The sequence below is a fragment of the Rothia uropygioeca genome (assembly GCF_004136585.1).
Taxonomy (GTDB): Bacteria; Actinomycetota; Actinomycetes; order Actinomycetales; family Micrococcaceae; genus Rothia.
On record NZ_NOIR01000004.1, the window covers coordinates 178064 to 202196 of the forward strand.

13 protein-coding genes, 1 tRNA gene and 1 pseudogene are annotated in these 24133 nt (G+C 59.8%); 5 read left to right on the forward strand and 10 right to left on the reverse strand.

The annotated features are described in order from the left end of the window. Positions 1–80: 80 nt before the first annotated feature. A pseudogene (locus EWR20_RS12970) lies at positions 81–309 on the forward strand (sugar phosphate nucleotidyltransferase); the annotation flags it as partial. A gap of 5 nt (positions 310–314) precedes the next feature. On the opposite strand, the gene EWR20_RS12975 reads toward EWR20_RS12970, so the two are convergent. Further along, a complete protein-coding gene (locus tag EWR20_RS12975; protein ID WP_129360684.1) occupies positions 315–878 on the reverse strand; it encodes a VanZ family protein in 564 nt (187 codons plus the stop codon). Between the two features lie 206 nt (positions 879–1084). On the opposite strand from EWR20_RS12975, the gene EWR20_RS10845 reads away from it, so the two are divergent. Both EWR20_RS10845 and EWR20_RS13150 read left to right on the forward strand, forming a co-directional pair. Next, the gene (locus tag EWR20_RS10845; protein ID WP_129360685.1) at positions 1085–2029 is read left to right on the forward strand and encodes a nucleotidyltransferase family protein; all 945 of its coding nucleotides are present in this window, start codon (positions 1085–1087) and stop codon (positions 2027–2029) included. Next, on the forward strand, positions 2010–2297 hold the full coding sequence (locus tag EWR20_RS13150; RefSeq protein WP_165001023.1) for a PqqD family protein: 288 nt from the start codon (positions 2010–2012) through the stop codon (positions 2295–2297). The genes EWR20_RS10845 and EWR20_RS13150 overlap by 20 nt, the downstream gene beginning before the upstream one ends. Here the strand turns inward: EWR20_RS13150 and EWR20_RS10855 are convergent. The 9 genes from EWR20_RS10855 to EWR20_RS10890 all read right to left on the reverse strand — a co-directional run bounded on the left by EWR20_RS10855 (position 2294) and on the right by EWR20_RS10890 (position 10853). Then, positions 2294–3457, reverse strand: a complete 1164-nt coding sequence (locus tag EWR20_RS10855) for a glycosyltransferase (RefSeq protein ID WP_238147712.1) — start codon at positions 3455–3457, stop codon at positions 2294–2296. The genes EWR20_RS13150 and EWR20_RS10855 overlap by 4 nt on opposite strands. Before the next feature lie 7 nt (positions 3458–3464). Next, positions 3465–4208: a glycosyltransferase family 2 protein gene (locus EWR20_RS10860; protein WP_165001024.1), complete on the reverse strand. Its 744-nt coding sequence runs from the start codon at positions 4206–4208 to the stop codon at positions 3465–3467. A 22-nt stretch (positions 4209–4230) separates the two neighbouring features. Then, entirely contained in the window at positions 4231–5283 is a 1053-nt protein-coding gene (locus EWR20_RS10865) for a glycosyltransferase (RefSeq protein WP_129360688.1), read from the reverse strand. Next, positions 5280–6374, reverse strand: coding sequence for an acyltransferase family protein (locus tag EWR20_RS10870; protein ID WP_165001025.1), 1095 nt, complete (start codon positions 6372–6374; stop codon positions 5280–5282). Before EWR20_RS10870 ends, EWR20_RS10865 begins: the two co-directional genes overlap by 4 nt. After that, the gene (locus EWR20_RS12695; RefSeq protein WP_165001026.1) at positions 6364–6636 is read right to left on the reverse strand and encodes a hypothetical protein; all 273 of its coding nucleotides are present in this window, start codon (positions 6634–6636) and stop codon (positions 6364–6366) included. The genes EWR20_RS10870 and EWR20_RS12695 overlap by 11 nt, the downstream gene beginning before the upstream one ends. Continuing rightward, positions 6623–7774, reverse strand: coding sequence for a glycosyltransferase family 4 protein (locus EWR20_RS10875; protein WP_165001027.1), 1152 nt, complete (start codon positions 7772–7774; stop codon positions 6623–6625). Before EWR20_RS10875 ends, EWR20_RS12695 begins: the two co-directional genes overlap by 14 nt. 491 nt (positions 7775–8265) lie before the next feature. Then, positions 8266–9249, reverse strand: coding sequence for a ribose-phosphate diphosphokinase (locus EWR20_RS10880; protein WP_129360691.1), 984 nt, complete (start codon positions 9247–9249; stop codon positions 8266–8268). A gap of 3 nt (positions 9250–9252) precedes the next feature. Continuing rightward, the gene (gene glmU / locus EWR20_RS10885; protein ID WP_129360692.1) at positions 9253–10731 is read right to left on the reverse strand and encodes a bifunctional UDP-N-acetylglucosamine diphosphorylase/glucosamine-1-phosphate N-acetyltransferase GlmU; all 1479 of its coding nucleotides are present in this window, start codon (positions 10729–10731) and stop codon (positions 9253–9255) included. 51 nt (positions 10732–10782) lie between these two features. Further along, positions 10783–10853, reverse strand: a tRNA-Gln gene (locus tag EWR20_RS10890). Between the two features lie 98 nt (positions 10854–10951). Here EWR20_RS10890 and EWR20_RS10895 point away from each other — a divergent pair. Together EWR20_RS10895 and EWR20_RS10900 are read left to right on the forward strand one after the other, a co-directional pair. After that, a complete protein-coding gene (locus EWR20_RS10895) occupies positions 10952–12766 on the forward strand; it encodes an ABC-F family ATP-binding cassette domain-containing protein (RefSeq protein WP_129360693.1) in 1815 nt (604 codons plus the stop codon). A 732-nt stretch (positions 12767–13498) separates the two neighbouring features. Further along, a complete protein-coding gene (locus EWR20_RS10900) occupies positions 13499–24097 on the forward strand; it encodes a non-ribosomal peptide synthetase (RefSeq protein ID WP_165001028.1) in 10599 nt (3532 codons plus the stop codon). The last annotated feature ends 36 nt before the right edge of the window (positions 24098–24133 follow it).

The following is a 24133-nucleotide window of genomic DNA, read 5'->3' on the forward strand; positions in this document are numbered from 1 at the left end:
CTGCGGATATGTTGTCTTCGGTTGACGAGAACTCGCTGGGAAACGAGCCCCGCGCCTGCCGCAGCTGACGAAGGGACACCGTGAAAGGCATTATTCGTGCCGGAAGACGGGAAGCTGGCTTCACCCGATCCCACTCGGTATCAGCAAGCAGCTGACTCCCGTGCATGACAAGCCGATGAGCTATTCCCCGTTGTCCACGCTCATGCTTGCGGGCATCCGTGACGTTCTGATCATCAGCACGCCGCTTGAAACGGAGCCATTCCGCCGGCTCTTGGGGACGGCGAGCGCTTCGGCATCGAACGCAGATACGGAAACTATCTCCTCGAGTTTCTCGGTCCGTAGCTTTCGGCGGCCCCGTCCGCCGGACCGGACCTCTGCGCTTGAATCGTCTCGGGATTCCTTGCCCAAAGCTTGTGGATTAACCAGACGAGCGCCAGACCCACCGCGGTTCCAAGAATTCCGCCCACCGAGTTGAACACTGCGTCGATGGGGTCGAATTTACGACCTGGCAGAAATGCATACTGAAAGACTTCGATGAAGCTTGATCCGAAAATTGCGACAATCCACCAGACCCATATTCTGATTCTGGGAAATGCTAATACGAGGCACGCCGTCAAAGGGACAAACACTATGGCGTTCATTCCCTGCTCCACACTCGCCGGTGAAATGTGCTCACGGAGCCACGGTGTCGGGGTGAGGAACAGCCAGATGTTGATCAGGATCTGACCAATATGTGCACCGTTCGGCCAGAAGAAGCACACTGCCGCGATCAGCACCAGCACAGCGAACACGGTGACCGCCAACCTCCGGAGCGGACGCATCAATCCAGTGTGCCGAAGGCCCTGACGAATTCCGGGCAAGAAGACTGGTTCAGACATGTATCTTCCTTCATCAGTGTTAGATTAGTGACTGCCAATTTGCGGGTCTGGGGTCTATTCATGATGTTACGCGACCGGCCTTCGTAGAATTAGCGCACGAAATCACTTTCAGGGCGACTACTGGGGCTACTCTCAAGGAATCTTATGACGTTACTGGACTTTATTAGGATGACTAGGGCAAACCTTCGGTTCTGAGGCAGGATCCGATGGCACAAACTCTCGAGACTCTACATATTGAGCGAAAACACGAAGGGGGACTCGTGGACGCTTATGAACTGGGCGACCGCATCAAGCTCGCCCACGCCAGCCTCCAAGCCGTTGCGGACTCATGCGGTATCGACATACTGCATGTCAAAGGTTATGCGGCCTTGGACGGTTTTTACCCGGCGTCGCGTTTCAGCACCGATGCGGATATTCTGGTTCGTCCGAGCCAAGTCGACGACTTGATCGGCCACTTGGTCAGACGAAAGTGGGAAAGGGTAGCGGACTTCACCTCAGGTTCCGCTTTCCAGCATGCCGCTACCTACCGTCATTCCTGGTGGGGAGCGGTGGATATTCACCGGAATTTTCCGGGAATTCAACGTGCCCCGGAAGACGGATTCGACCTTTTGTGGGCCGGCCGGCAGACGGCGCCTATTGCCCATTTTCCGTGCACCGTGCCTGCCTACCTTGACCAATTGCTGATCATCCTTCTGCATGCGGGCAGGGACGGTTACCGAGGCACGCAGGACGCCGCTTATATCCGCAGCATCCTCTCAGACGCTGACATGGAAGATATTCGGCGGCGTGCTGTACAGCTCCGCGGGGAGGTCGCTCTGGCGGCGTCTCTAGGAGAGCTCGAGGAGTACCGGAGCCACCCCGACTACCTGCTATGGAAGTTCATGTCCCAAGGCGGGTCCCGGCTCGACGAATGGGTTGCCCGCTGGACTGCGGCAAGGACCATGCGCGGCAAGATTGCGGTTGTGACATCGGCACTCATGGTGAACAAAGACCATTTGGCGATACGACTCGGGCACAAACCTTCCAGACTGGACATCGCTTCGGAATGGATGGCCAGGAACCGTCATGCGGGGAACGAGGCTGTGCAACGCCTTGTGAAGATGTGGGGACAGCGATCGGGGGATGAGGACAATGGTCAGAATCGCGGCTGACGTAGCTTGGGTACGATCTACCGGACCGGCTGACGATTACTGCCTATTGGCCCGCGTCCCGGAACAGAAACCGATCCAGCTTTCCGGTTCCGCCGTAGACCTGTGGCTGTGCTGGGCTGATGGGCAGAGCCTGGACCAGGCGGTCGACTTCCTGTCATCCATTTATTCCGTGCCCGCCGCACAGATACGCTCCGAAGCCGGCAAACTCTTTCGGAAGCTGGTGGATGAAGGTTACCTGGAGACCCAACACCCTGTGACCAGGGGCTAGAAATCCTCGCCGAACCTGTCGAGAAGTTCCCTGAGTTGCCTCTCGAACCTGGACAGACCGAAGGATCTGGCATGTTGCTGGATACGAGTCGGCTCGAAATCGGAGGGTGAGAATTTGTCCATTGCCCGCCGGATCGCTTCGGGCTCTGGTGTGTCAATGAATTGACCTGTGACGCCGGGTTCGATCGTGTCCAGAAAACCACCGGCCCGCAGTGCGAGAGTCGGTTTTCCGTAGGCCGCACCCTCCAACGGAGTGATGCCGAAATCCTCATAAGAGACCGCGAGAACGGCTGAGCAGTGCGAGTACGCCCACCGCATCTGGGCGTCATCGAGATTGCTTGTCAGGCGAACGTTTTCGGGAGCCGTTGCACGCAGTTGGCTTTCCATCGGACCTGCGCCGATCACGACCAGCCGGTGCCGTGTTCCACGGACTGCCTCGATGGCGTGCTGGACGTTCTTGTAAGGAAGCAACCTCGAGACCACGAGGAAGAATTCATCGCTCCCCCAGTCGATACCGGGAATGCTTGTGCGGATGGCGTTCGTGTCCACGCTGTGGGGCGGGTAGATGATGGGAGCTTCCAGACCGTAGACGGACCGGATCCTTTCCTGAACCACGGTGGAATTGGCAATATACGGATGACCATCCGAGGTGGCGGCCCACTGGTCCCACCTCGTGAGGGCAGGCTTCAAGAGGTCCAGAACCCGGGCCGTCAGAGTACCTGCGGCTCTGTCTCCCATGTACTGGTCACTCCGATAAAGCCAACGTGCCGGGCTATGGCAGTAAACCACCTTCTCTCCGGACACGTTGAAACCGTGCGCCCAGCCGGTCGATGACGCGATGGTCAGCTTGGCGGGCACCCGGAACAGCGTGGCGGCGAGGGGAAGAAACGGTAGTGCGATCCTGTGCCTTCTTCGAAGGAAGCTGATTCTGTTCAGAGGGGATGTGCGGACGTCGGCTTCTTTGAATTCCGGAAACGTGGCTTCGGGATCGTACAGCGTTGTGTATATGGGTGCTTCCGGAAAGATTTTGTGCAATGCCAGGACTACACGCTCTGCTCCCCCACGCTGCGTCAGGTAGTCGTGGGCTATGGCGATCGGAAAGTCCCGGGCCGAGCTCCTGGTTGTCAGACAATGGGCCACTTGGGCGATGATCTTGTACACCGGTCCCCTAGAAGATCTCTCTTGCGCGTTCAGGATACCGAATCCGGGAGAGGCCCGCGGTCTCGACGCACAATGTCACCAGTATTCTTCCCGCCGCCCGGGGTACGAACGGGAGGACCCGGTCGACCGCGCCGCCAGCCACGAGGCGTTCGCGCGTGACCCCCGTCAGGCGAAACCCTAGAGCTAAGGCTTCCCGGCCATACCGGCGACAGCGCTCGTCATATCCTCCGACAAGGTCGTAAGCCTCACGTGCAGCCGAGCAATTGGCCACCCAACATTTCCACCGCTCCGACGCGGGAAGCTGAAGCGCTGATTCCCGCGACTTCGCGTCGGCGTCCCTCCCGTATGCGGCCGCGGAGGGGCTATCCGGACAATGATCGGCAGTCAGGCCGGCTGCGGAGGGAATTCTCAGATCCCCATGCGCAGCCACGTGCCGTTCAATGAAATCTATCCGGGGTTCGAGGTCTTCGTCGCAACGGATGATGATTCTTCCTGGTGCCGGTTCAATTCCCTTGTTGAGGGCTTTCGACCGTCCCTGGTTAGTTTTGAAGATGTGATACTTGAGGTTGTCGAATCCGTTCTGGATGTATTTTTGAAGAATTTCTTCCGTGGCGTCGATATCACCATCGAGGATCACGATGACTGCGAAATCCGAATAGGCCTGATTCTTCAAGGCATCCAAGGCGTGATGCAGGCGGTCTTTTCCACCCTGGGTTGGAATAACGACCGAAGCGGCGAGAGAAGAGCTCATAGGTTCTCCTTGTAAGGGCATTTCAATCGATGGAGTCAATCGTCTCGAGGACCTCGCGGGTTCTTGCCAAACCTGTCGCTGGCGAATAGAGCCTCTGCCAACGGTTATGGGCCGTTGCGGTCAAGGAGTCGACGCACTCCGGGGATTCGGTGAGCGCCGTGATTGCTCGACGAAGCATCGCTTCCAATGCGTCGACGTCACCGGAGGGGAAAGTCCATGGGTAGTCCGGCCCCACGACCTCCGGCAATCCGCCGTCGTCGCTGACCACAAGCGGCACGCGCGCGCTCATCGCTTCGGCGGCGACGAGCCCGAAGACTTCGCCCCACTGAGAAGGAACCACGAGTACATCGATCATGCTCAAGAAGGTCTCGACCGGCAGGACACCATGCCGGAACAGACGGGATTCGGGAAACTTGCTCAGGGCGAGCTCGACCTGGTCCGTATTGTCCCGAGCCACATGGTCGCGGCCGCCGCCCAAATGAAGTTCGAGGTCAGTTCCGTCTGCCAAGAGACGTCGACACGCGTTTCCCAGAGTCACGACACCTTTGAGCGGAGACATACGGCCGATGAAGCCGACCCGAACCGGTCCAGAAAGGCGAAGCGTTCGTTTACCGGTTTGAATCTCCGGTACCCAATTGTGGAAAGCGCACGTGCCCGCTACGCGATCCGCGGCGAACTGGGAGGGAACCAATCGGGAGGCAGCCGCTCGCAGGGCAATACGGGCCAGAAACGCGTTGACTCCCACGGGTATTTGGTGGAGATGCACAACTTTGCGCCGATGGGCGCCGAGGGCGAATGAAGGTACCAGCCCGTTGCACCAGATCCATTCGGAACGATGTTTCATTCCGAAATAGGCCAGCCCAAGAACATACTGCCATCGGGAGCGGGCCTGGATCTCCTGGCGCATGAAGCCTTCTTCGAACGCCCGTTCCAGAACGTCCCCTGGTTCTGTGGGCGCCACGATGACGACTTCGCGCCCCATGCTGCGGACGGCGCTAGCCACGGAAAACATCATATTCTCCCCGCCGGAAATATCGCCATTGTTGGTCGCTATCAAGAGACGAGAAACCGTCATTGAGGACCCACCTCTCTTATGCCGAAGCGGCGGTCGATTCTGGCTCGAAGGCACAAAAGCAGTTCCTTGGTCTGACGGCTTCCCCTCGTTTCTGCCGTGTAGTGCAGCACCGCCGCGTTCAAGCCAACCACCACGAAGGCAATACACATTGCCAGTGGACGGCCAACGGAATCGACGGTCCAGTGGATCACCAGATTTCCCAGGATCACGTGGCCGATGTACAAGGAATAACTGATCGTGCCGAACCATTGCACGGGGCCCAAAAGGAGAACCCTCGTCTTCCGGCGGGCGACAACGGCCAGGAATATCAGTACCACACCGAGCACCCACACACTCTCGGTCCAACCGTGCAGGGTGGCGTGCATGAGTACCGCGAACGCTCCGCCCAAACAGCTGAGAGCCCAAAATTTGCCGGCATCGGGACCGGAACTGTATCTCGCCCGGAAGGCGAACATTCCGGTGATAAAAAACGGTGCCCACTGGACTACAAAGACGTTGAGGAGCATCTTGACCGGCACCCAGACGAGCTGGGGGTCGAGGCCTCGCGAGTATCCCCCGAAGACGAGGGCAATGCAGAATGCAACCAACAGCCAGATACCAGAAATCCAGTAGAGCAGTTTGTCGGTCAACCTGCACCGAGTGATCCAGAGAATCACGAATACCAAGATGTAGAACTGCATCTCAATAGCCAGCGTCCAATAGACCTCGTCCACGTTCGGGACCAGAAATAGACGCTGAACCATCGCAAAATTCAGTATTCGGTTGACCCAACCGATGTCGGTATGGGGAACGGCGAATGCCACTGACAAAACAATTGACTCGCAGAGCGCGAGCCAGTAGGCCGGGTACAGCCTCGCGGCTCTCGATATGACGAAATCGCTAGGCCGACGAGATGTGCATCCGCTCATGAGGATCACAAATCCACTGATCAGGAAGAAAAGCTGAACCCCATAAGCGCCCCAGTACATATCAAAGCGAAATGGCTCACTCGCGACGTACTTGGAATCGTACCCGCCCGTGAAATGACTGAATACAACGAATAGCGCCGCTATGCCCCGCAGACCGTCAAGTTCCTTGAATCTATCCCGCACGGTGGAGTCCCCTATTTCTCGAAGGGCTCGGTATCCAGGCGGCCTCTTTCCGCTGGATAACCCCTGTCGGGGCACCTGCATAGGTGACCGGCATGGCAACCGGCGATCCAGGAACGACGGTTCCGACGCGAACCATCAGCACACCCATGAGGAATTCGAATAAATGCAACCTGCCGGCCGATGCTGTAGCCCGGTCTGTCTGCCGGACGATGCCCGCCTCGAATGGAACCACCACTTCCGGCGACTTCTTAGATCCGGTCATTTGTTCGCCTCATTGAGTCACTCGGCGGATAGAGCTTCGTGATGGAAGCGGTCATAGTCTTGAGGTTAGGCAATGGCCGTGCGCCGGAGTCAGGCGTGGAGCCAATGACCGGGTAACAGCCTCTCATTTTCTCCACAAGATCATCAGTCGATACGGGTGAAGCAAGAGTGTCTCCGCCCACGATCTCCCGGTTCCCACCGACATCATTGGTCACCACAGGAACTCCGGCTGCGACGGCGTCCAAGAGAGTGTACGAGTAGTTCTCCCACTCGGAGATCTGCACCAGAACGTCCGCCTGAGCTAAGGCCTGGTACGGTTCCACGAAACCGGGAAACGTGACAGCCTCCTCCAGTTCCATTTCGCTCGCCAGGGCCTCGAGGTCGGCTTTCAGAGGCCCCTCCCCTCCGACAACGAGCGTTGCTTCACGATCAACCTCGTGAACCGCGGCGAACGCACGGATCACCGTATCGATGTGCTTCTCAGGCGCCAACCGGGAGAGCGTCAGAAATCGCGTTCCCTCGCTTGATTCGTGCTTCTCCCTGTGGTGCCCGACGGCCTTCTGGACCGCGTCGACGTCGACCCCGTTGCGGACCACGTGGACATCACGGGCATGCCATTTCGTCTCCATGACGCACTTGGTCGATTCGCACACGGCGATTGCCCGGTCAGTGATTCTGAGCCGGCTCGAGTGAACGATGTTCATGACTTTCGCCCGCACCGGCGAGGGTTGGTATGTGGAATCCTCTGGTGCGATTCCGTGTTCCGTCGTAACCAACAACGGTGCTGCGGAGGTCCCCGGCAAACGACCCATCACCTGACGGAGACCCACAACCGTTGCGGACACGACGTCCGCGAAGGCCAAATGAGAATGTACGACGTCAGGTCGAAGCCGCCTGATAGCACGTTCGAGCGTCCGGGCCGATCTGAGAAGGCCGAATTCGGTTCCGAACTCATCGGTCTCCACGTGCGAGCCTTGGGCACGAAGTCGCCGGGCCAGCTCACCGGCGGGGCAGAGAACGTGAAGATCCCAGCCCGGCAGACCCGCCCGTGCCACGTCAAGGACGTGGCGGGCCACTCCCCCGATATCCGGGACGGGGACGAGCCACAATGCTCGCGGCCGAGAATCTACTAAAGCCACTTTTCCAAGCGCTCCCATGTAGCAGTGGAGCAGCTTTCCCCATTGTTCACATGCCCCTGCCATATTTCCGGAATCAACGAGGCGGCCCGCATTCCAGTACTCGCTGCGGAGCCGAACCGACCGTTGGAGTCACGCCGAATCACTGTGCACTCGGGTATTGCGCGCGGACATGCTTCAGGAGAATGATCATCGACCACAATGATCTCGGGGGGCTGCTTAGCCGAAGGCCTCATCAGACGAAAGAAACCGCTCCAATGCCAATGTCGGTTGTGGATTTCCGCAATGAGGAATAACTATCGAAAATGAATTCACAGAAACCTCGTTCCGAGGTTGAATTCATGGATTCCCCGGGCCGCTGAGCCAACGGTAACGGGCTCGTCAGCCGTCCGTGTCCCCCACACGGGCAGAGTTATCATCGCTTTGTATCTCCCCCAAATGATCCAGCTCTTCTTCGGCGGCCCAGACCGATAGACCGGGCCACCGGATGAAGTTTAGCCCACGCCGCCGAAGAGGCTCGTGACCGAACCGTCTTCGAAGACCTCCTTGATGGCCCGGGCAATCAACGGCGCAATCGAAAGCACCGTGAGATTCTCGAACTGGTGCTCCTCCGGGACCGGAAGCGTGTTGGTCACGATGACCTCGTTAGCACCGGACTTTTCCAATCGCTCACAGGCAGGTCCAGAGAAAACCGGGTGCGTAGCGGCGATGATCACGTCTTTCGCCCCTGCCTCCTGCAGGACCTTGACAGCTCCGGAGATCGTGCCGCCAGTGTCGATCATATCGTCAATCAGCACGCAGGAGCGGCCTTCGATATCCCCCACGACCGTCTTGGAAATAGCCTGATTGGGGACCGAAATGTCGCGCGTCTTGTGCACGAATGCCAAGGGTGCGCCCCCGAGCAATTCCGACCATTGTTCCGCCACGCGGACACGGCCGGTATCCGGGGACACGACGGTCACGTTATTCAGATCCACGCGAGTCTTCACGTAGCCAACAAGCAGCGGGATAGCCATCAGGTGATCGACCGGGCCGTCGAAAAAGCCCTGGATCTGCGCCGTGTGGAGATCAACGCTCATAATGCGATCCGCACCAGCGGTTTTGTACAGATCCGCGATCAAGCGAGCCGAAATGGGCTCACGGCCCTTATGCTTCTTGTCCTGCCGCGCATAAGGATAAAACGGTGCAATAACGGTAATCCGGCGAGCCGAGGCGCGCTTGAGAGCATCGATCATGATGATCTGCTCCATGAGCCACTGGTTGATCGGCGCTGGGTGGGACTGCATCACGAAGCAGTCAGCACCACGCACGGAATCCTCGAACCGCACATAGGTCTCACCGTTGGCGAAGTCGTAGGCCGAGGCGGGGAGCAAATCGCACTCCAGCTCCTCGGCCACGGACTCCGCGAGCTCGGGGTGGGCCCGTCCTGTCACCAGGACCAGCTTCTTCTCCCCTGGGTTGGTCATGGTCTGGGTCATGGACTAGCCTTCCTCGCCGCTGTTTTCAGCATCTACACCGCGTGACTTCCGGGCGGCTTCCGCCGCTGCCGTGCCCGCACGTTTCTTTTCGACCCAGCCCTCAAGATTGCGCTGGGGAGCTTCGTTAATAGCCAACGCGCCCGCCGGAACGTCCTTGCGGATCACCGTTCCGGCGCCCGAATAGGCTCCGTCGCCCACCTGAACGGGGGCGACGTACATGTTGTCGGAGCCCATGCGGACGTTTGAGCCGATTACGCTGCGGTGCTTGTTGACGCCGTCGTAATTGACGAACACCGAAGCCGCCCCAATATTGGAATTCTCGCCGATTTCCACATCACCGGCATAGGTGAGGTGTGGAATTTTTGAGCCGGCACCAATATCAGCGTTCTTGGTCTCGCAGAAAGTGCCGATCTTGCCGTCCTCGCCGAGAACGGTCCCGGGCCGGAGGTAAGCGAACGGTCCCACGATTGATCGGGGCCCAACGCGAGCACCCGAGCCATGCGTGCGAATGACGGTTGCGTCTTCACCGATTTCGACGTCGGTGAGCGTGGTATCCGGCCCTACGGTCACGCCGGTCTCGATCACGGTCTTGCCGTGCAACTGGGTACCGGGAAGAATCGTGACGTCGTTGGCGATGCGCACCGTGGTATCAATCCACGTCGTTGCAGGGTCCACGATGGTTACGCCGTTACGCATATGATCTTCGGCGATGCGCTGGTTGAGAACCTTTCCGAGCTCAGAGAGCTGGATTCGGTCATTCGCCCCTTCGACTTCCCATCGGTCGTCGATCGTCAATGCGGAGATTCGACGACCGTTTTCCCGGGCAATGGACAAAACGTCCGTGAGGTATTTCTCACCCTGAGCATTTTCCGTGGTCACGGCGCGCAGGGACTCGCGGAGAGCTTCGGCATCGAAAGCATAGATTCCCGAGTTGACCTCGGTCAGAGCAAGTTGTTCGGGGCTGGCATCCTTGGCCTCGACGATGGCGGTGACCTCTCCGCCTTCATTGCGAATGATGCGTCCGTACCCACCCGGTTCGTCCAGGTTGGTCGTCAGGACAGTGGCAGCATTGCCCTGCTCCCGGTGATACCTGGTCAGATCACTGATCGTGGAAGATGTCAGGAGAGGAACATCACCATATGTGACGATCACGGTACCCTGGATGTGCCCGTTGCCGAGGTTATCCAGTGCTTGCACCGCGACTTCGACGGCCCGGCCAGTACCCGGGACGTCATCCTGGTCGACGATCAGCGCTTGGTCATCAAAGGCGCTGACGTGCTCGACCACACGTTCCCTCTGATGGCGGACCACAACGGCCAAATATTCGGGTGAGAGTTCGCGAGCGGTCGAGATCGCATGTTCAACCATCGACCGGCCACCGATCGAGTGCATCACCTTGGGCAACGAGGACTTCATGCGGGTTCCGGCGCCCGCGGCCAAGACGATGACCGCTGAGGGCGCTTCCTGAATACCAGAGGTCAAGAGAGTAAGACTCCTTGCTGTGGATGCTGCCAGCGCGGGTGCGCCAACTCGTTCCGCCTCTAGGATTCGAACCTAGACAAGCGGCTCCAAAGGCCGCTGTGCTGCCATTACACCAAGGCGGATCACCCGTCGGGGTCACATGCCCCACGAACGGTTACCTATCGTATCAAAGCATGCGACCGGTTCTGTCCGCGAGTCGGTAACACGTAGGCTAATGCTCGTGGCACATCTACTCGGCGGCGAATCGCTCTATATTCAGTTTCCTACCCGCACCGTATTCGAGGGAGTCACGGTCGGCGTTTCCGAGGGAAATCGCATCGGAATCGTCGGCAGGAACGGTGATGGCAAGTCGACTCTCTTGTCATTGCTTGCCCAGCGGATCACACCCGATGCAGGACGCGTCACTATTCGTTCCGGCGTCCGCGTCGGGTATTTGGACCAATCCGACGTCCTCAACGATGACCATTCCGTCGGGTACGCGTTGGTCGGAGACACTCCGGAGTACGAATGGGCGTCCGATCCAAAGATCCGAGACATTATTTCCGGTCTGGTTCAGGACCTCGACTGGTCGGCTCCGGTCAATTCGCTCTCAGGCGGACAACGACGACGGGTCGCCCTCGCGGAACTCCTCGTGGGCGATTGGGATGTCCTCATGCTGGATGAGCCGACCAACCACCTCGACGTCGGGGCGATCACCTGGCTCGCACAACACCTCAAGAACAGGTGGCCGAAATCTCAAGGCGGACTCCTCACGGTCACGCACGATCGCTGGTTCCTGGACGAAATCTGCACCGACACCTGGGAAGTGCATGACGGCATGGTGGATCCCTTCGAGGGAGGCTACGCCGCCTACGTCCTGCAACGAGTCGAACGCGACCGCCAAGCAGCCGCCGCCGAAGCCAAAAGACAAAACCTCATGCGCAAGGAGCTCGCGTGGCTCCGACGAGGCGCGCCGGCCCGCACGTCCAAGCCGAAGTTCCGCATCGATGCCGCCAATGAGCTCATCGACGACGTCCCACCGGTTCGTGACAAGGTCGAGCTCTCGCAAATGGCCGTTTCACGACTGGGCAAGGACGTCGTCGACATCGAGGACGTCTCCGTCTCCTATCCCCTGCCCTCCGGCGGGGAGAAGTCCGTGCTGAACCACGTGACGTGGCGAATCGCACCAGGTGAGCGCACGGGGATCCTCGGAGTCAACGGGGCCGGTAAATCGACATTGCTGGGACTCGTCACCGGCGACGTCACACCTTCGGACGGTCGGGTCAAACGCGGCAAGACGGTGCGGGTTGCGACGTTGACGCAGCAACTGGACGAGCTGAAGGACGTTCTGCACGAGCGGGTCTCGGAAGTCATCGGCCGCAAGCGGACCAGCTATATCGCCGATGGCAAGGAGATGACGCCCGTTCAGCTCCTCGAACGTCTGGGCTTCACGAACGCGCATCTGTCGACCCCCGTTCGCGACCTTTCGGGCGGTCAAAAGCGCCGTTTGCAGCTCCTGCTGATCCTGTTGGACGAGCCGAACGTGCTGATTCTGGACGAGCCTTCCAACGACTTGGACACGGACATGCTGGCGGCCATGGAGGATCTGCTGGATACATGGCCCGGCACCCTCCTGGTGGTCTCCCACGACCGTTACCTCATGGAGCGAGTGACGGACCAGCAGTATGCCGTCATGAACGGTTCTTTCCAGCATATGCCCGGTGGCGTCGACCAATACCTCGAGCTGCAGGGCCGAGCCGAAACCGTGAGTCGGGAGAAGCGGGCAACTGCCGCGTCCGAGGCCACCGCCGCCTCACGCACGGACGCTACTCATTCCGGAGCCGAAATCCGCGAGGCCCAGAAGGAGATCAAAGCGATCGACCGCAAGCTCTCAAGGCTGAGCGAGACCAAACAGAAGCTCCACGAAGAAATGGCCGCGCACGACCAGTCCGATTACGAGGGCCTGGCCGAATTCGGCCGCAAGGTCCAAGAGATTCAGAACGAAGTCGACGAGCTCGAAATGCGCTGGTTGGAGCTGTCCGAGATCGCAGGGTAGACGACGCAGAACCGGAGAAGAGGCAGCAAGCCAGCGTTGACCGTAGACCCGGATACCCGAATTCCAGTCAATAAGAGCTTCCTTGCCGCCACATCCAGGCGTCTTGCGACAATCGGTGCGGGGTGCGCATAACCCGGTAGCCTCTCCCCTGCGAACCAGCACCGTCGGTAGGCGAGTTCTAAGACCTATACCGTCCGAAATCTCCACCCGGCCGAGCTAGCGCTCCACGCTGGGTTATTCCGCGCACCCTCATCCTCGGTCTTCTCGGTCCACGGGCGCGCCACAGGCCTGCTCGAACCATGAGCGGAAAGGTCTGTTCGGCTCATCGGCGGGATCTCGTGGCTCGTCCGTGCTGTGCCAATCTTTTCCTCAATCGGCAATCCAATGTCACCCTGGCCTCCGAATACCTTGTGTAACCCGGCCATGAAGCCCTTTCGACGAATCGATCAGGCCAATGGCACTCACACAATTTATGGAGCACAACATGCCGTTAACCGCCCTGTTCACAGCTGCCGGTAACGTCCTGCAAACCGCCTTGGACCACCTAGCGCTCACACCATTGACGCTCGTCAACGGCCCGTTAGTGGATTTTGGGGGCCTCCTGAACGGCCTACAAATAGGGCAGTTCCAGTAATAGTGCCTCGACCTGCAACCGAATAACCGATTTTGGAGTATATCCGTATGTCACCTGGGACGGCTCAAGCCAATTTTCCGCTCACCAACCATGAGCGGATGAAATTGACGCCCGCTCAGTACGGTATTTGGTATGCGCAGCAATTGGACACCCAAAATCCTCATTACCAGATCGGGCAGTACCTCGATCTGGACGGAACCCCGGATCCCAGCGTTCTCGACATCGCCATAGCGCGATCCATGCGAGACATCGACGCGCTGTCCATGCGTTTCCACGAGGACGACCGTGGTCCTTTCGCGACTATAGAGCGGCCAGAACCGCTGGCCGAGGTTCTCGACGTCGTCGACTTGCGCCACATGGGTCAGTCAAACGCGATAGAGCGAGCCAAAGAGCGCATGGACCAAGAAATGAACACCCCCAGGGATATGACCGGCCCCGATCTCTTTGGAACCACCGTGTTCGAATTGCCCAACGGCCGATCCATGTTTTTCCTCCGCGTACACCACATCATGGCCGACGGTTATTCAGCCGTGATGATCCTGAAGCACCTCGCTCAGGTCTATTCGGAGATTTCCCAGAAATTCTCATCCGGGCAAATCGATGAGAAAACCCTGAGGGACGACTCCCGTGCGGCAGGAGAAAATCAGCGCGTATTCCCGAGCCATGACGATTTATTGGAGTCTCTGGACGAATACCAGAATTCCGACCAATACGAAGAAGACAGGGATTTCTGGCGCGAAGAATCGAGCAGAGACGTTATTGCGGAGGGACTGGAAGGCACAGTCAATGGTGTCGCTCATGAGGTCACCCGAGCGACGATTCCGCTGTCCTCTGAAGAGAGCCAACAGCTCCGAGACCTCGGCAGGGATCTGCCCAAAACCATCATCAGTATTATTGCGTTGTATATTTCGCAGCACACCGGACAGGGACGCGTCTGCCTAGGCTTGCCCGTGACGGCGCGTTCGGGACGAGTGACCAAATCCACCCCGGCGATGCTCTCCAACGTCCTGCCGCTCTTCGTGGACGCTTCAGCCTCATTGACTCTCGAACAACTCTTTGCGACCACGGGAACGGTCCTGCGCAAAGTGCTCAAGCACCAACGTTTCAGGTTGGAATCGTTGGATTCCGCGCCCCCTCGTACCGGCCCGTCGGTGAACCTTCTCCCCATGATCGGTGATCTGCGTTTCGGTCAGATCACAGGTTTGGTTCATATCCTCTCGACGGGGCCCGTCAACGACCTTTCAATAGTTCTTGCGGGGTTGGACAGCGCAGCAGCGGAACCAGCGCTGATTCTCGAAGGCGATGCGCAGTTGTACTCGCCCGAGCTCCTGGCCGAGCACGGATCAGCCTTGCGTGATTTCATTGCCCTCGCCCTGCGCACTGCCCAGGACGACGTCGTCGGGCGGATGCGAAGCACCGATCCCCAAGGGACCAGCGAACTGTTGTCACAGGGTCAAGGACCGGCCCAGCGGGTGGAACCACGGCCCGTCATGGACTCGTTTGCAGAAGCAGCCAGGGCACAACCACGCCGAACCGCGGTTACCAGCCCGGCAGGCTCGCTGACCTTCGGTGAGCTGGAATCGAAGTCCACCCAATTGGCACACTATCTGCGCAGTTCGGGTCTTCACACGGGCCAACCCGTGGCGGTGCGTATTGAACGCGGTGTACTGCTGCCCTTACTCATCCTTGCTGTTCTGAAAGCCGGCGGTGCCTATGTGCCGATGGACCCGGAGTACCCCACTGAACGGGTCCACGGAATGCTTGAGGACGCGAACCCAGCCCTCCTTCTGACCAGCCAAGAACAGGCCTCTGCGGATCATGAGTCCGGCGCTCCCTGGGATCTGCCGACCGTGATCGTGGACTCCGACATTTCATGGAAAGACCAAAGCGCCGATGCTCGCGGTCTGCCTCGGGTATCTGCCGACGATTTGGCCTATGTCATCTTCACTTCGGGCAGTTCCGGTCACCCCAAGGGCGTCGGAGTCGGGCACCGGTCCCTAGCAAACCTGCTCTTACAGCACCGTACCGAGTTGTTCGACCCGACTGCGCACAAACTTCACCGGCATGCCCGGATAGCCCACACTGCCGGCTTGTCCTTCGACGCCGCATGGGACCCGATGTTGTGGTTGTTCGCGGGGCACGAGTTGGTCATGGTCGATAACGAAACCCGCAGGGACCCGCAGCGGCTGGCACAGCACCTTCACGATCTGCGCATCGACTTCATTGAAACCACGCCCACCTTCGTCCAGGCCCTGTTGGATACGGGACTCTTCGAAAGCGACGGGCACCCGACAACGGTGGCCGTCGGCGGCGAAGAGATCAGTGCCTCACTGTGGGACCGCTTGGCCGCTTTGAACAACACCACGGCTTTGAATCTGTACGGCCCCACCGAAGCAACGGTTGACAGTATGCTGACCGTCATCTCCCCGGGGGAAGAACCCCATCTTGGCACGTCGGTAGGCAACTCCAGGCATTACATCCTGGATGCCAACATGAACCTCTCTCGACCTCACGCAACAGGCGAACTGTATCTGGCCGGCCTCAACCTGGCCCAGGGATACGTGGGGCAAACCGGGCTGAGCGCCTCCCGTTTTGTGGCGGACCCCTTCTGGGCGGATGGTTCCAGGATGTACCGTACGGGCGACCTCGTCCGACGTCGCCCCAACGGCACAATACAGTTCTTGGGGCGAGCCGACGATCAGATCAAGATCCGGGGGTACCGGGTCGAGACCGGAGAGATAGAAGAAGCGCTTCAGAATGTCCCCGGAGTCGCCCAGTCAGTCGTGCTGGTCAGCAACTACGGCGAAGACGTTCGGCTGGTCGGATATCTGGCGACCGGGCCCAGAAGCGATACCAAGATGTCGCTGGATGTCCGAACCGTCAAAAATCACCTTCATTCGACTCTGCCCGGGTACATGGTCCCAGCCCAGATCGTCATCGTGGACGCCCTCCCCCTGACCTCCAATGGCAAGCTCGACCGTCAGGCCCTGCCCTCCCCGGAAGCAACGGAACCAGCCTCGACTCGGGAGGCACGGACTGCTTCAGAAATGGAACTGGCAGAAGCGTTCGGACAGATCCTGGGCCTCCCGGCCGAGTCTGTCGGAGTGGACGAGGATTTCTTTGCCGCCGGCGGACATTCATTGTTGGCAACTCAGCTGGCGGCACTGATTTCGGACCGGACCCAGGTTCCGGTCGCGGTACGAGACATTTTCGAGAACCCGACTGTTCGGCGCTTGGCGGCACAGATCGAGGGTGCCGAAGCTAGCACTGGCACGCCGGCTTTGCAACGAGAGGAGCACCCAGAGACTATCCCGGTTGCACCGGCCCAGCGACGCCTGTGGTTCCTCAGCCAGCTCGAACCCTCGTCAGCGGCATACAACGTTCCCGTTATTCTGCATTTGACAGGTCCCGTCAACGTCAGGGCTCTCAAGGAGGCCTTGTCGGACGTCGTCGTCAAGCATGAGCCGTTGCGCACTGTATTTCCCTCGCCCGAGGGCGAGCCGATCCAGCATGTGCTCGACGGAGAATCAGGACGGCCCCGGCTCACGAGCGTAGAGATCCCGCCTCAACAGCTCGACCACGTCATACACGAAGAATCAACGAGGCCCTTCGACATCGCCAACGAAGTTCCGTTGCGGGCCGTGTTGGCAAAAACTGGAGAAAATCGCCATACGCTGATGGTGGTCATGCACCACATCGTCACGGACGGGTGGTCCCTCGCACCATTCGCCCGAGATTTGTCCACCGCATATTTCACGCGGAATTCCGGGAAGAATGACCCGCTCGTTTCGCCCACAATCAGCTACTCGGATTTCAGCTTGTGGCAGCGGAAACAGTTGGGTGACCCCGCCGATCCTGAGAGCACGGCTCACGAGCTGGTGCGGTTCTGGGTATCCGAGTTGCGCGACATGCCTGAGGAAATGGCTCTCCCCCGGGATCGGCCCCGGGCCCCGGGCCTGACAGGTTCTGCGGCCAGTGCGGCCGACCACGATGCCGAAAACCAGAGCACCTCGAACGGCGTCGGGGAGTTGCTGTTGCGAATTGATGCCCAGCGGCATCACAACCTACGAAAAATCGCCGCCGAGAATCAGAGCAGCCTGTTCATGGTCCTGCAAACGGCCGTCGCGGTCGCGCTGAGACAATACGGGGCCGGCGACGACATCGTTTTGGGCACCCCGGTCGCCGGACGCACCGATCCGCAGGTCGAGGACCTCGTGGGGTTCTTCGTTAACACGATAGCTTTGCGCACGAGATTTGATCGGGACCCGAGTCTTTCCGAGGCACTCCAACGTGTCCGGGAGACGGATATCGCCGCGTACGCCCATCAAGACCTCCCGTTCGACACCGTGGTCGATGCGGTCAATCCGCGGAGGGACCCGCAACGGCACCCGATTTTTCAGGTGCTGCTCACGATGCAGAACACTCCGGCTGCCGCAGTGGACCTTCAAGATATCGAAGTGACCGTACCACCCCAACGCGTCAGCGCTGGAGTCAAAGCGGATTTGCTCTTTGATTTCAGCACCCCGGATGGAGAGTCCGGAGACATACATGCCGTCCTGGGGTTTGACGAATCGCTGTTCGACGAGTCCACGGCCCAACGCATCATGGATGCCGTGGATCTGGTGTTGGCCACGCTCGTCGAGCATTCGCACTACCGGCTCTCCGAGCTCACGGCTCTTGACGCCGAAACCACGAGTTGGATGGAGAATCTCTCACACGGTCTGAGAACGCCCGCTCATGAATCTGTCTTCGAGTTATTCGAAAACACCGCACGGCAATACCCAGGGCATCTTGCGGTGGCGGATCGCTCCGAACACATCACCTATGTCCGGCTGGCCGGGGAAATCCGCCGTGTAGCGGCTGCACTGACGGCCCACGGTATTCAACGCGGTGACGCAGTGTTGATCGCTCTCCCACGCGGCGTCGGTTCCATCATTGCTCTGCTCGGTGTCGTGCGGTCCGGTGGCGTGGCGGTCCCTATAGACGTTACCTACCCCGCGGCACGCATTGCTCGAATCGAAGAGGCCTCAAAGCCTCGGCTCATCATCACCGAAAGCAATGACGCTGCTCCGCTCGTGCCGGAGGCGGGCAGTTCCAGTCTGACGGTTCCATCACGGCAGGTAACCATAGGTGACCTGCGCGACAGTGACGAGACGACTTTGCCTCCCATGCCTTCGCCCGAGGACGTGGCATACCAGGTGTTTACCTCGGGGACCACCGGGACTCCGAAAGGGATCCAAGTCCCACATCGGGCCCTGAATAATCTACTGACCCAACATCACAAGGGCCTCGTCGGAGCTCACCAGCGCGCGGTGGCTCCACGATTGCCTCGCGTCTTGCACGCCACGGGTATGGGATTCGACGCGGCCTGGGACCCTGTTATTTGGCTCATCTGCGGGGCTACCCTGCTGATTCCGACCGAGGCCCAGCGAGTGGATGCAGAAATGATCCTGGATGCGCTCGCTCGAGATTCGGCAGCACCGGCTACCCCTCGCCGTGCAGAGGCTGATGCGAAACATCGAGCTGAGGATACGAGCGAGGTCTTCGACAAGGTCGGTGGCGCGGACATTCTGGAAACTACGCCTTCCTATGCGCAACAATTACTTGCGCTCGGCCTGGAAGCTTCCGTGGAGGCCCAAGGGAAGCAGGTGACTCTCGCTCTCGGGGGCGAGGCCGTATCCGATTCCTTGTGGGCACAAATCGCCGAGGCTCCGTCCATCCACGGCTGGAATCTCTACGGGCCCAGCGAGTTCACGGTTGACGCGTTGCTGGGAGAAATCGCTGGTCCCCACCCGCATCTGGGCAAGCCCATCAACAACGTGAGCTATTCCGTGCTCGACCATACGTTGGCACCTGTTCCTCCGGGCGTCGAAGGAGAACTGTATCTCCACGGGGATTCAGAAGCTCACGGATACGTGGATCGGCCGTCCGAGACCGCCTCGCGTTACGTTGCGGATCCCCGAAGCAACGGCACACGGATGTACCGCACCGGCGACGTGGTGCGGCGAAAGGCCAGCGGAGCTTTGGAGTTCCTGCGACGCGAGGATGATCAAGTCAAGCTCCGTGGTTACCGAGTCGAAGTAACCGAGGTGGAATCCGTGCTCCAAGACACGGAGGGCGTCCAGGCCGCGGTCGTACGCCTTGTCACTCCGGGGGATTCCGAAACCGCTCAATTGGCAGCGTGGATAGTGGGCGAAGGGGACCCTGAGGATATTCGCCAGCGGATTCTGGCTCAACTGCCCAACTACATGGTTCCCACACGGATCCAAAATATCGCGTCAATTCCACTGACCTCTCACGGAAAAGTAGACGTCGCTCGTCTCCCCCGGCCCCAGACCCATCACGGGGCTTCCCTTCCACAAACGACAAGGGAACAAGCCGTATGTGCCCTCACGGCACAGGTACTCGGCGTGGATGCCGTCAGCCTCGACGACGATTTCTTTGCCATGGGCGGTCATTCACTGTTGGCTGTGACCCTGGTCGGTCGACTCAAAGACGAACTCGGCCTGCAGATCCCCCTGAGGGAGGTCTTCGAAGCGCCGACGCCCTCGCAATGGCTGACTTCTAACGGACCAGCCTCACCCCACGCAGCCATTCGGGAAGGCAACATACCCGCCGAGAGCGGGTCAGCGAACATCCACCAGTCGGCTGGATTGGGTGCTTGGGTCGATGCCCACCCGCGGGATCATGCGACGGAGGTGCCGCTGACTCTGGGGCAATCGCGATTGTGGTTCCTCAACCAACTGCACCCTGAGTCTCCGGAATACAACGTCCTCCTGCGTGTCAGGCTCGAGGGCGACTTGGATACCGCAGCACTCACCGGAGCGATCAGCGATGTCGTTCAACGTCATGAGATTCTTCGAACCACATATCCGAAGGTCGCGGGCAACCCCGTTCAACGCGTGCACCAAGTGCCCGAGGATCTGGTCAGCGACCGGCCGCTGGACTACGGCTCAGGCTTCGACCTGGCAAGCGAGCTTCCGATCCGTGCCGCTGTCGTGCCCACCGGAATGAACACCTGGCGCTTGGAACTGATCATCCACCACATCGCAACCGATGGGGCTTCCCTGCGACCGTTGACCGATGATCTTTCTCGGAGCTACAGAGCCCGGGAAAGCGGAACGGCCGGCGTGCAGTCTCGGAAGGACCTCCAGTTCTCCGACGTTGCACGCCGTGAGGCCTCTGATCAGGCACAGCTTACCCGCAACGGCAGGCTGCAGCTTCCGGACCTGAGGCGTTGGGTCGAGCGCTTGGCCGGAGCGCCCGCCGAACTGTCCCTCCCGTCTTCGGGCGCTCGCCGCAACAGTGCCGAGCAACCAGCGGACCAACTCCATTTCGAGATGCCGGCCACGCTGGCTACCAGCCTCGCCGAGGTGTCCACCGCCCAGTCTGCGAGCGATTTCCACGCATGGCTTGCCGCTTTGGCCACCTACCTGCAACGGATAGGCGCCGGCGACGACGTCGTGATCGGAGCGCCATCAGCCGGCCGCACAGACCCTGACGTCGCGGACCTCATGGGGTTTTTCGTCAATACGCTTCCCTTGCGGATCAGGACCGACCCTGAGGAGACCACGTTTGCGGACGCCGTCGCCGCGGCGAGAGAAGTGACGCTGGAGGCTCTGGAGACAGAGGACGTGCCGTTTGAGCAAATCGTTGAGGCGCACAACCCGGAGCGCCAGCTCGGACGTCATCCCTTGTTCCAGACCATGCTTTCGGTCGAGCAACCGGGTGAGGTGACGCTGGATCTTCCCGGCGTTACCGCAACCGCCCTGGAATCAGAAACCACTGGCAGCGCCAAGGTCGATTTGTCGTTTACTCTCCGGCCCCGAGCTGACAGGACCGCGGTAGACGGAGTGTTGGAGTACAACAGCGCGATGTTCACGCCCAATGCGGCTCGACGGTTAATAGATCAATGGAGGACCTACCTGGAGGAAGTCACCACGGACCCGGACAGGAAAATCAACGCCGTGTCGTTGGACGGAACCGCGACGGCCTTGGCCCCCTGGCCAACCGACGAATCCGCAGTTTCCGTGGTGGAAACGTTCGCGGAGACCGTCCGAAGATTACCGCAAGACACGGCGATCGTAGCCGGATCGAGGTCGATGACTTATGCGGACTTGGACGAACACGTCCGCAGCCTCCGGAAAGGCTTGCAAGCCCACGGTGTGACTCCCGGGGATGTCGTCGCGATATGCCTTCCCCGGTCGATCGATACCGTGGCCGTCCTGCTGGCCATCTGGCAAGCCGGCGCGAGCGCATTGCCCGTGGACATCACCATGCCGGATGCGCGCATAGCGGAAATGCTCACCCGTTCCGGGAGCAGTCTGGTCCTCCGCACCACGGACTCGTCCCACGAGGACGCCGCATCATCCGGAAGAGGTCTCGGCAGTGTCTTTGACGCCGGCTCGACGTCGTCCTCGACAGACGCTGCAGAGCGTACCTCGCCCCGGTTGATTGACGTGGCAGAGCTTCTTGACCTTCGGCATCGAGTCCCGGTCTCTGAGCCCCGCAACCTTTCGAGTCAGGACCGGACTGCTTATACGGTCTTTACCTCCGGAACCACGGGCAAACCCAAGGGAGTACAAGTTCCACAGTCGGCCCTCTCCCGCCTGCTTGCTTCACATCGCTCTACCGTCTTGCCACGGCAGGGTTCCGGGAGAAAACGGATGGCGCACACGACCGGAGTAGGGTTCGATGCCGCCATGGATCCGGTGCTCTGGATGGTTTCGGGCCATGAGTTGCACATGATTGACGATTCCACGCGCCGCAACCCACAGTCATTGCTCGAATATTTCGCCCAACACCACATTACGGCTTGGGAAAGCACTCCCAGCTACATCACCGCTCTCACCGGGGATCAAGACCTGCAAAAATACCTCGACGGGCACGGGCTCGACGACCCGTTCGTCTTGTTGCTCGGTGGTGAACCTATAGACCCGGGACTGTGGACGTGGCTGAGGGAGCGTCCCTCCACTCATGCGTGGAATCTCTATGGTCCTACTGAAGCTACTGTCGATTGCCTGGTCGGCGCCATCACGGAGGCGCCCTGTCCATATCTGGGTCCGCCGACAGGTGCCACTGCGGCGTATGTCCTTGACGAACGCCTGCGGCCCGTTCCGGACGGTGCTGTAGGCGAGCTGTGGATCGCCGGTGCACAGCTGGCTCATGGATATCTTGGTGATCCCCAAGCAACCTCCGCGGCTTTCGTTGCCGACCCGTTCACATCCGATGGCAGCCGTATGTACCGGACAGGAGACCTGGTAACCGTGCGTGAGTCGACCGAGGATGATCAACCGCGCATCAGGGTCCGCGGTCGCTCGGACAGCCAAGTCAAGATCAGAGGCTATCGTGTGGAACCGACGGAAATTGAATACGTGCTACGGTCCAGTCCGTTGGTCTCACACGCGGTCGTCCGGGCTCGATCTTCGGCCCGGGGCACGGTTCTTCTCGCTTGGGTTGTTCCGGATGCCGGCAAGCGCCCAGAGCGCACCGATTCCCAGCTCGAAGTCGAGCTGATCGCTGAGCTCCGTCGCCAGGTACCTGACTACATGGTTCCCGGCGCCGTGAAAGCGATCGACGAAATTCCGTTGACCCCCAACGGCAAAATCCATGATCAGGCGCTGCCGGAGCCTCGTACCCGCGCTAGCGTGGGGCGTGCTCCTTGGGGGCACGCTGAACGGGTCGTTGCGGCAGCCTTCGGCCACGTCCTTGGCACAGAACATATTGCTGCAGACGACTCGTTCTTCGAGCTCGGAGGGCATTCTTTCGTCGCTCAGGCGGCAGTCGATGCAGTGAACAAAGCCCTACGGACTGAGCTTCCAGTTCAGGCTCTCTTCCAAGCACCGACCGTAGAATCCCTGGCAGCTCTCGCGGACTCGGGCGAAACCTCTTTGCAGAAGAGTCTCGGTCCGGTCCTGCCGCTACGGGATTACGGTGTAGGCGAACCGCTCTTCGCGGTGCATCCGGCCAGCGGCTTGAGTTGGTCTTACTCGTCCTTGATGACGCATTTGAGAATGAAGAGACCGATTCTGGGTCTGCAGATGCCGGGGATCGCACCAGAGCGTTCGGAGGAGTTCGAACCCGTGTCCGCCGACGAGTTGATTGACAGTTACGTTCGTCGAATCCGCCAAGAGCAGTCCACTGGTCCTTACCACCTCGTCGGATGGTCCTTTGGAGGCCGTCTCGCGCAGGCTATTGCAACCAAACTTCAGAAGGACGGCGACGAGGTGAGAACACTGGCGGTACTGGATGCCTACCCTTCGTCGGATTCCATGGCCAGGCTGACCGACCGAGACGACATGTGGCGCGGCTTCCTGTCGGCCAATGGCATCACGGACCATCTCCCTCGGGAACTGTCAGCTGGCACGGTCCGAGAATGCTTCCGGCAGCACGACCACCCATTCGGTTCGTTGCCCGAGGAAACCATGGAACTTTTGCTCCAACGCTTCCATCGCGCCGCGAGTCTCCTGGACGAGGCGGAGATCGATACCTTCTCGGGAGACATGTTGGTCTTCGAAGCCACGAAGGACGTCCCCGGGGACAGGCCGTCCCCGGATGATTGGGGCCCCTTCGTCACCGGTGAATTACGGATCCGACCCGTTCCGGTTACCCACGGTCAGATGCTCAGTGAGCACGCGCTGCAGGTCATGAGACCGGATTTGGATCTCAACTTGTGTGTCACGGAGCCGTCTTTCTAGTGAACCAACATGCCTCTACCGCCCGGATCTTTTGAG

Coding starts and splice junctions, on each gene's coding strand:
- EWR20_RS10860 (WP_165001024.1), bottom strand. CDS start 4,208: ATGAGCTCTTCTCTCGCCGCTTCGGTCGTTATTCCAACCCAGGGTGGA.
- EWR20_RS10880 (WP_129360691.1), bottom strand. CDS start 9,249: ATGACCCAGACCATGACCAACCCAGGGGAGAAGAAGCTGGTCCTGGTG.
- EWR20_RS12695 (WP_165001026.1), bottom strand. CDS start 6,636: ATGACCGGATCTAAGAAGTCGCCGGAAGTGGTGGTTCCATTCGAGGCG.
- EWR20_RS13150 (WP_165001023.1), top strand. CDS start 2,010: ATGGTCAGAATCGCGGCTGACGTAGCTTGGGTACGATCTACCGGACCG.
- EWR20_RS10845 (WP_129360685.1), top strand. CDS start 1,085: ATGGCACAAACTCTCGAGACTCTACATATTGAGCGAAAACACGAAGGG.
- EWR20_RS12975 (WP_129360684.1), bottom strand. CDS start 878: ATGTCTGAACCAGTCTTCTTGCCCGGAATTCGTCAGGGCCTTCGGCAC.
- EWR20_RS10900 (WP_165001028.1), top strand. CDS start 13,499: ATGAAATTGACGCCCGCTCAGTACGGTATTTGGTATGCGCAGCAATTG.
- EWR20_RS10865 (WP_129360688.1), bottom strand. CDS start 5,283: ATGACGGTTTCTCGTCTCTTGATAGCGACCAACAATGGCGATATTTCC.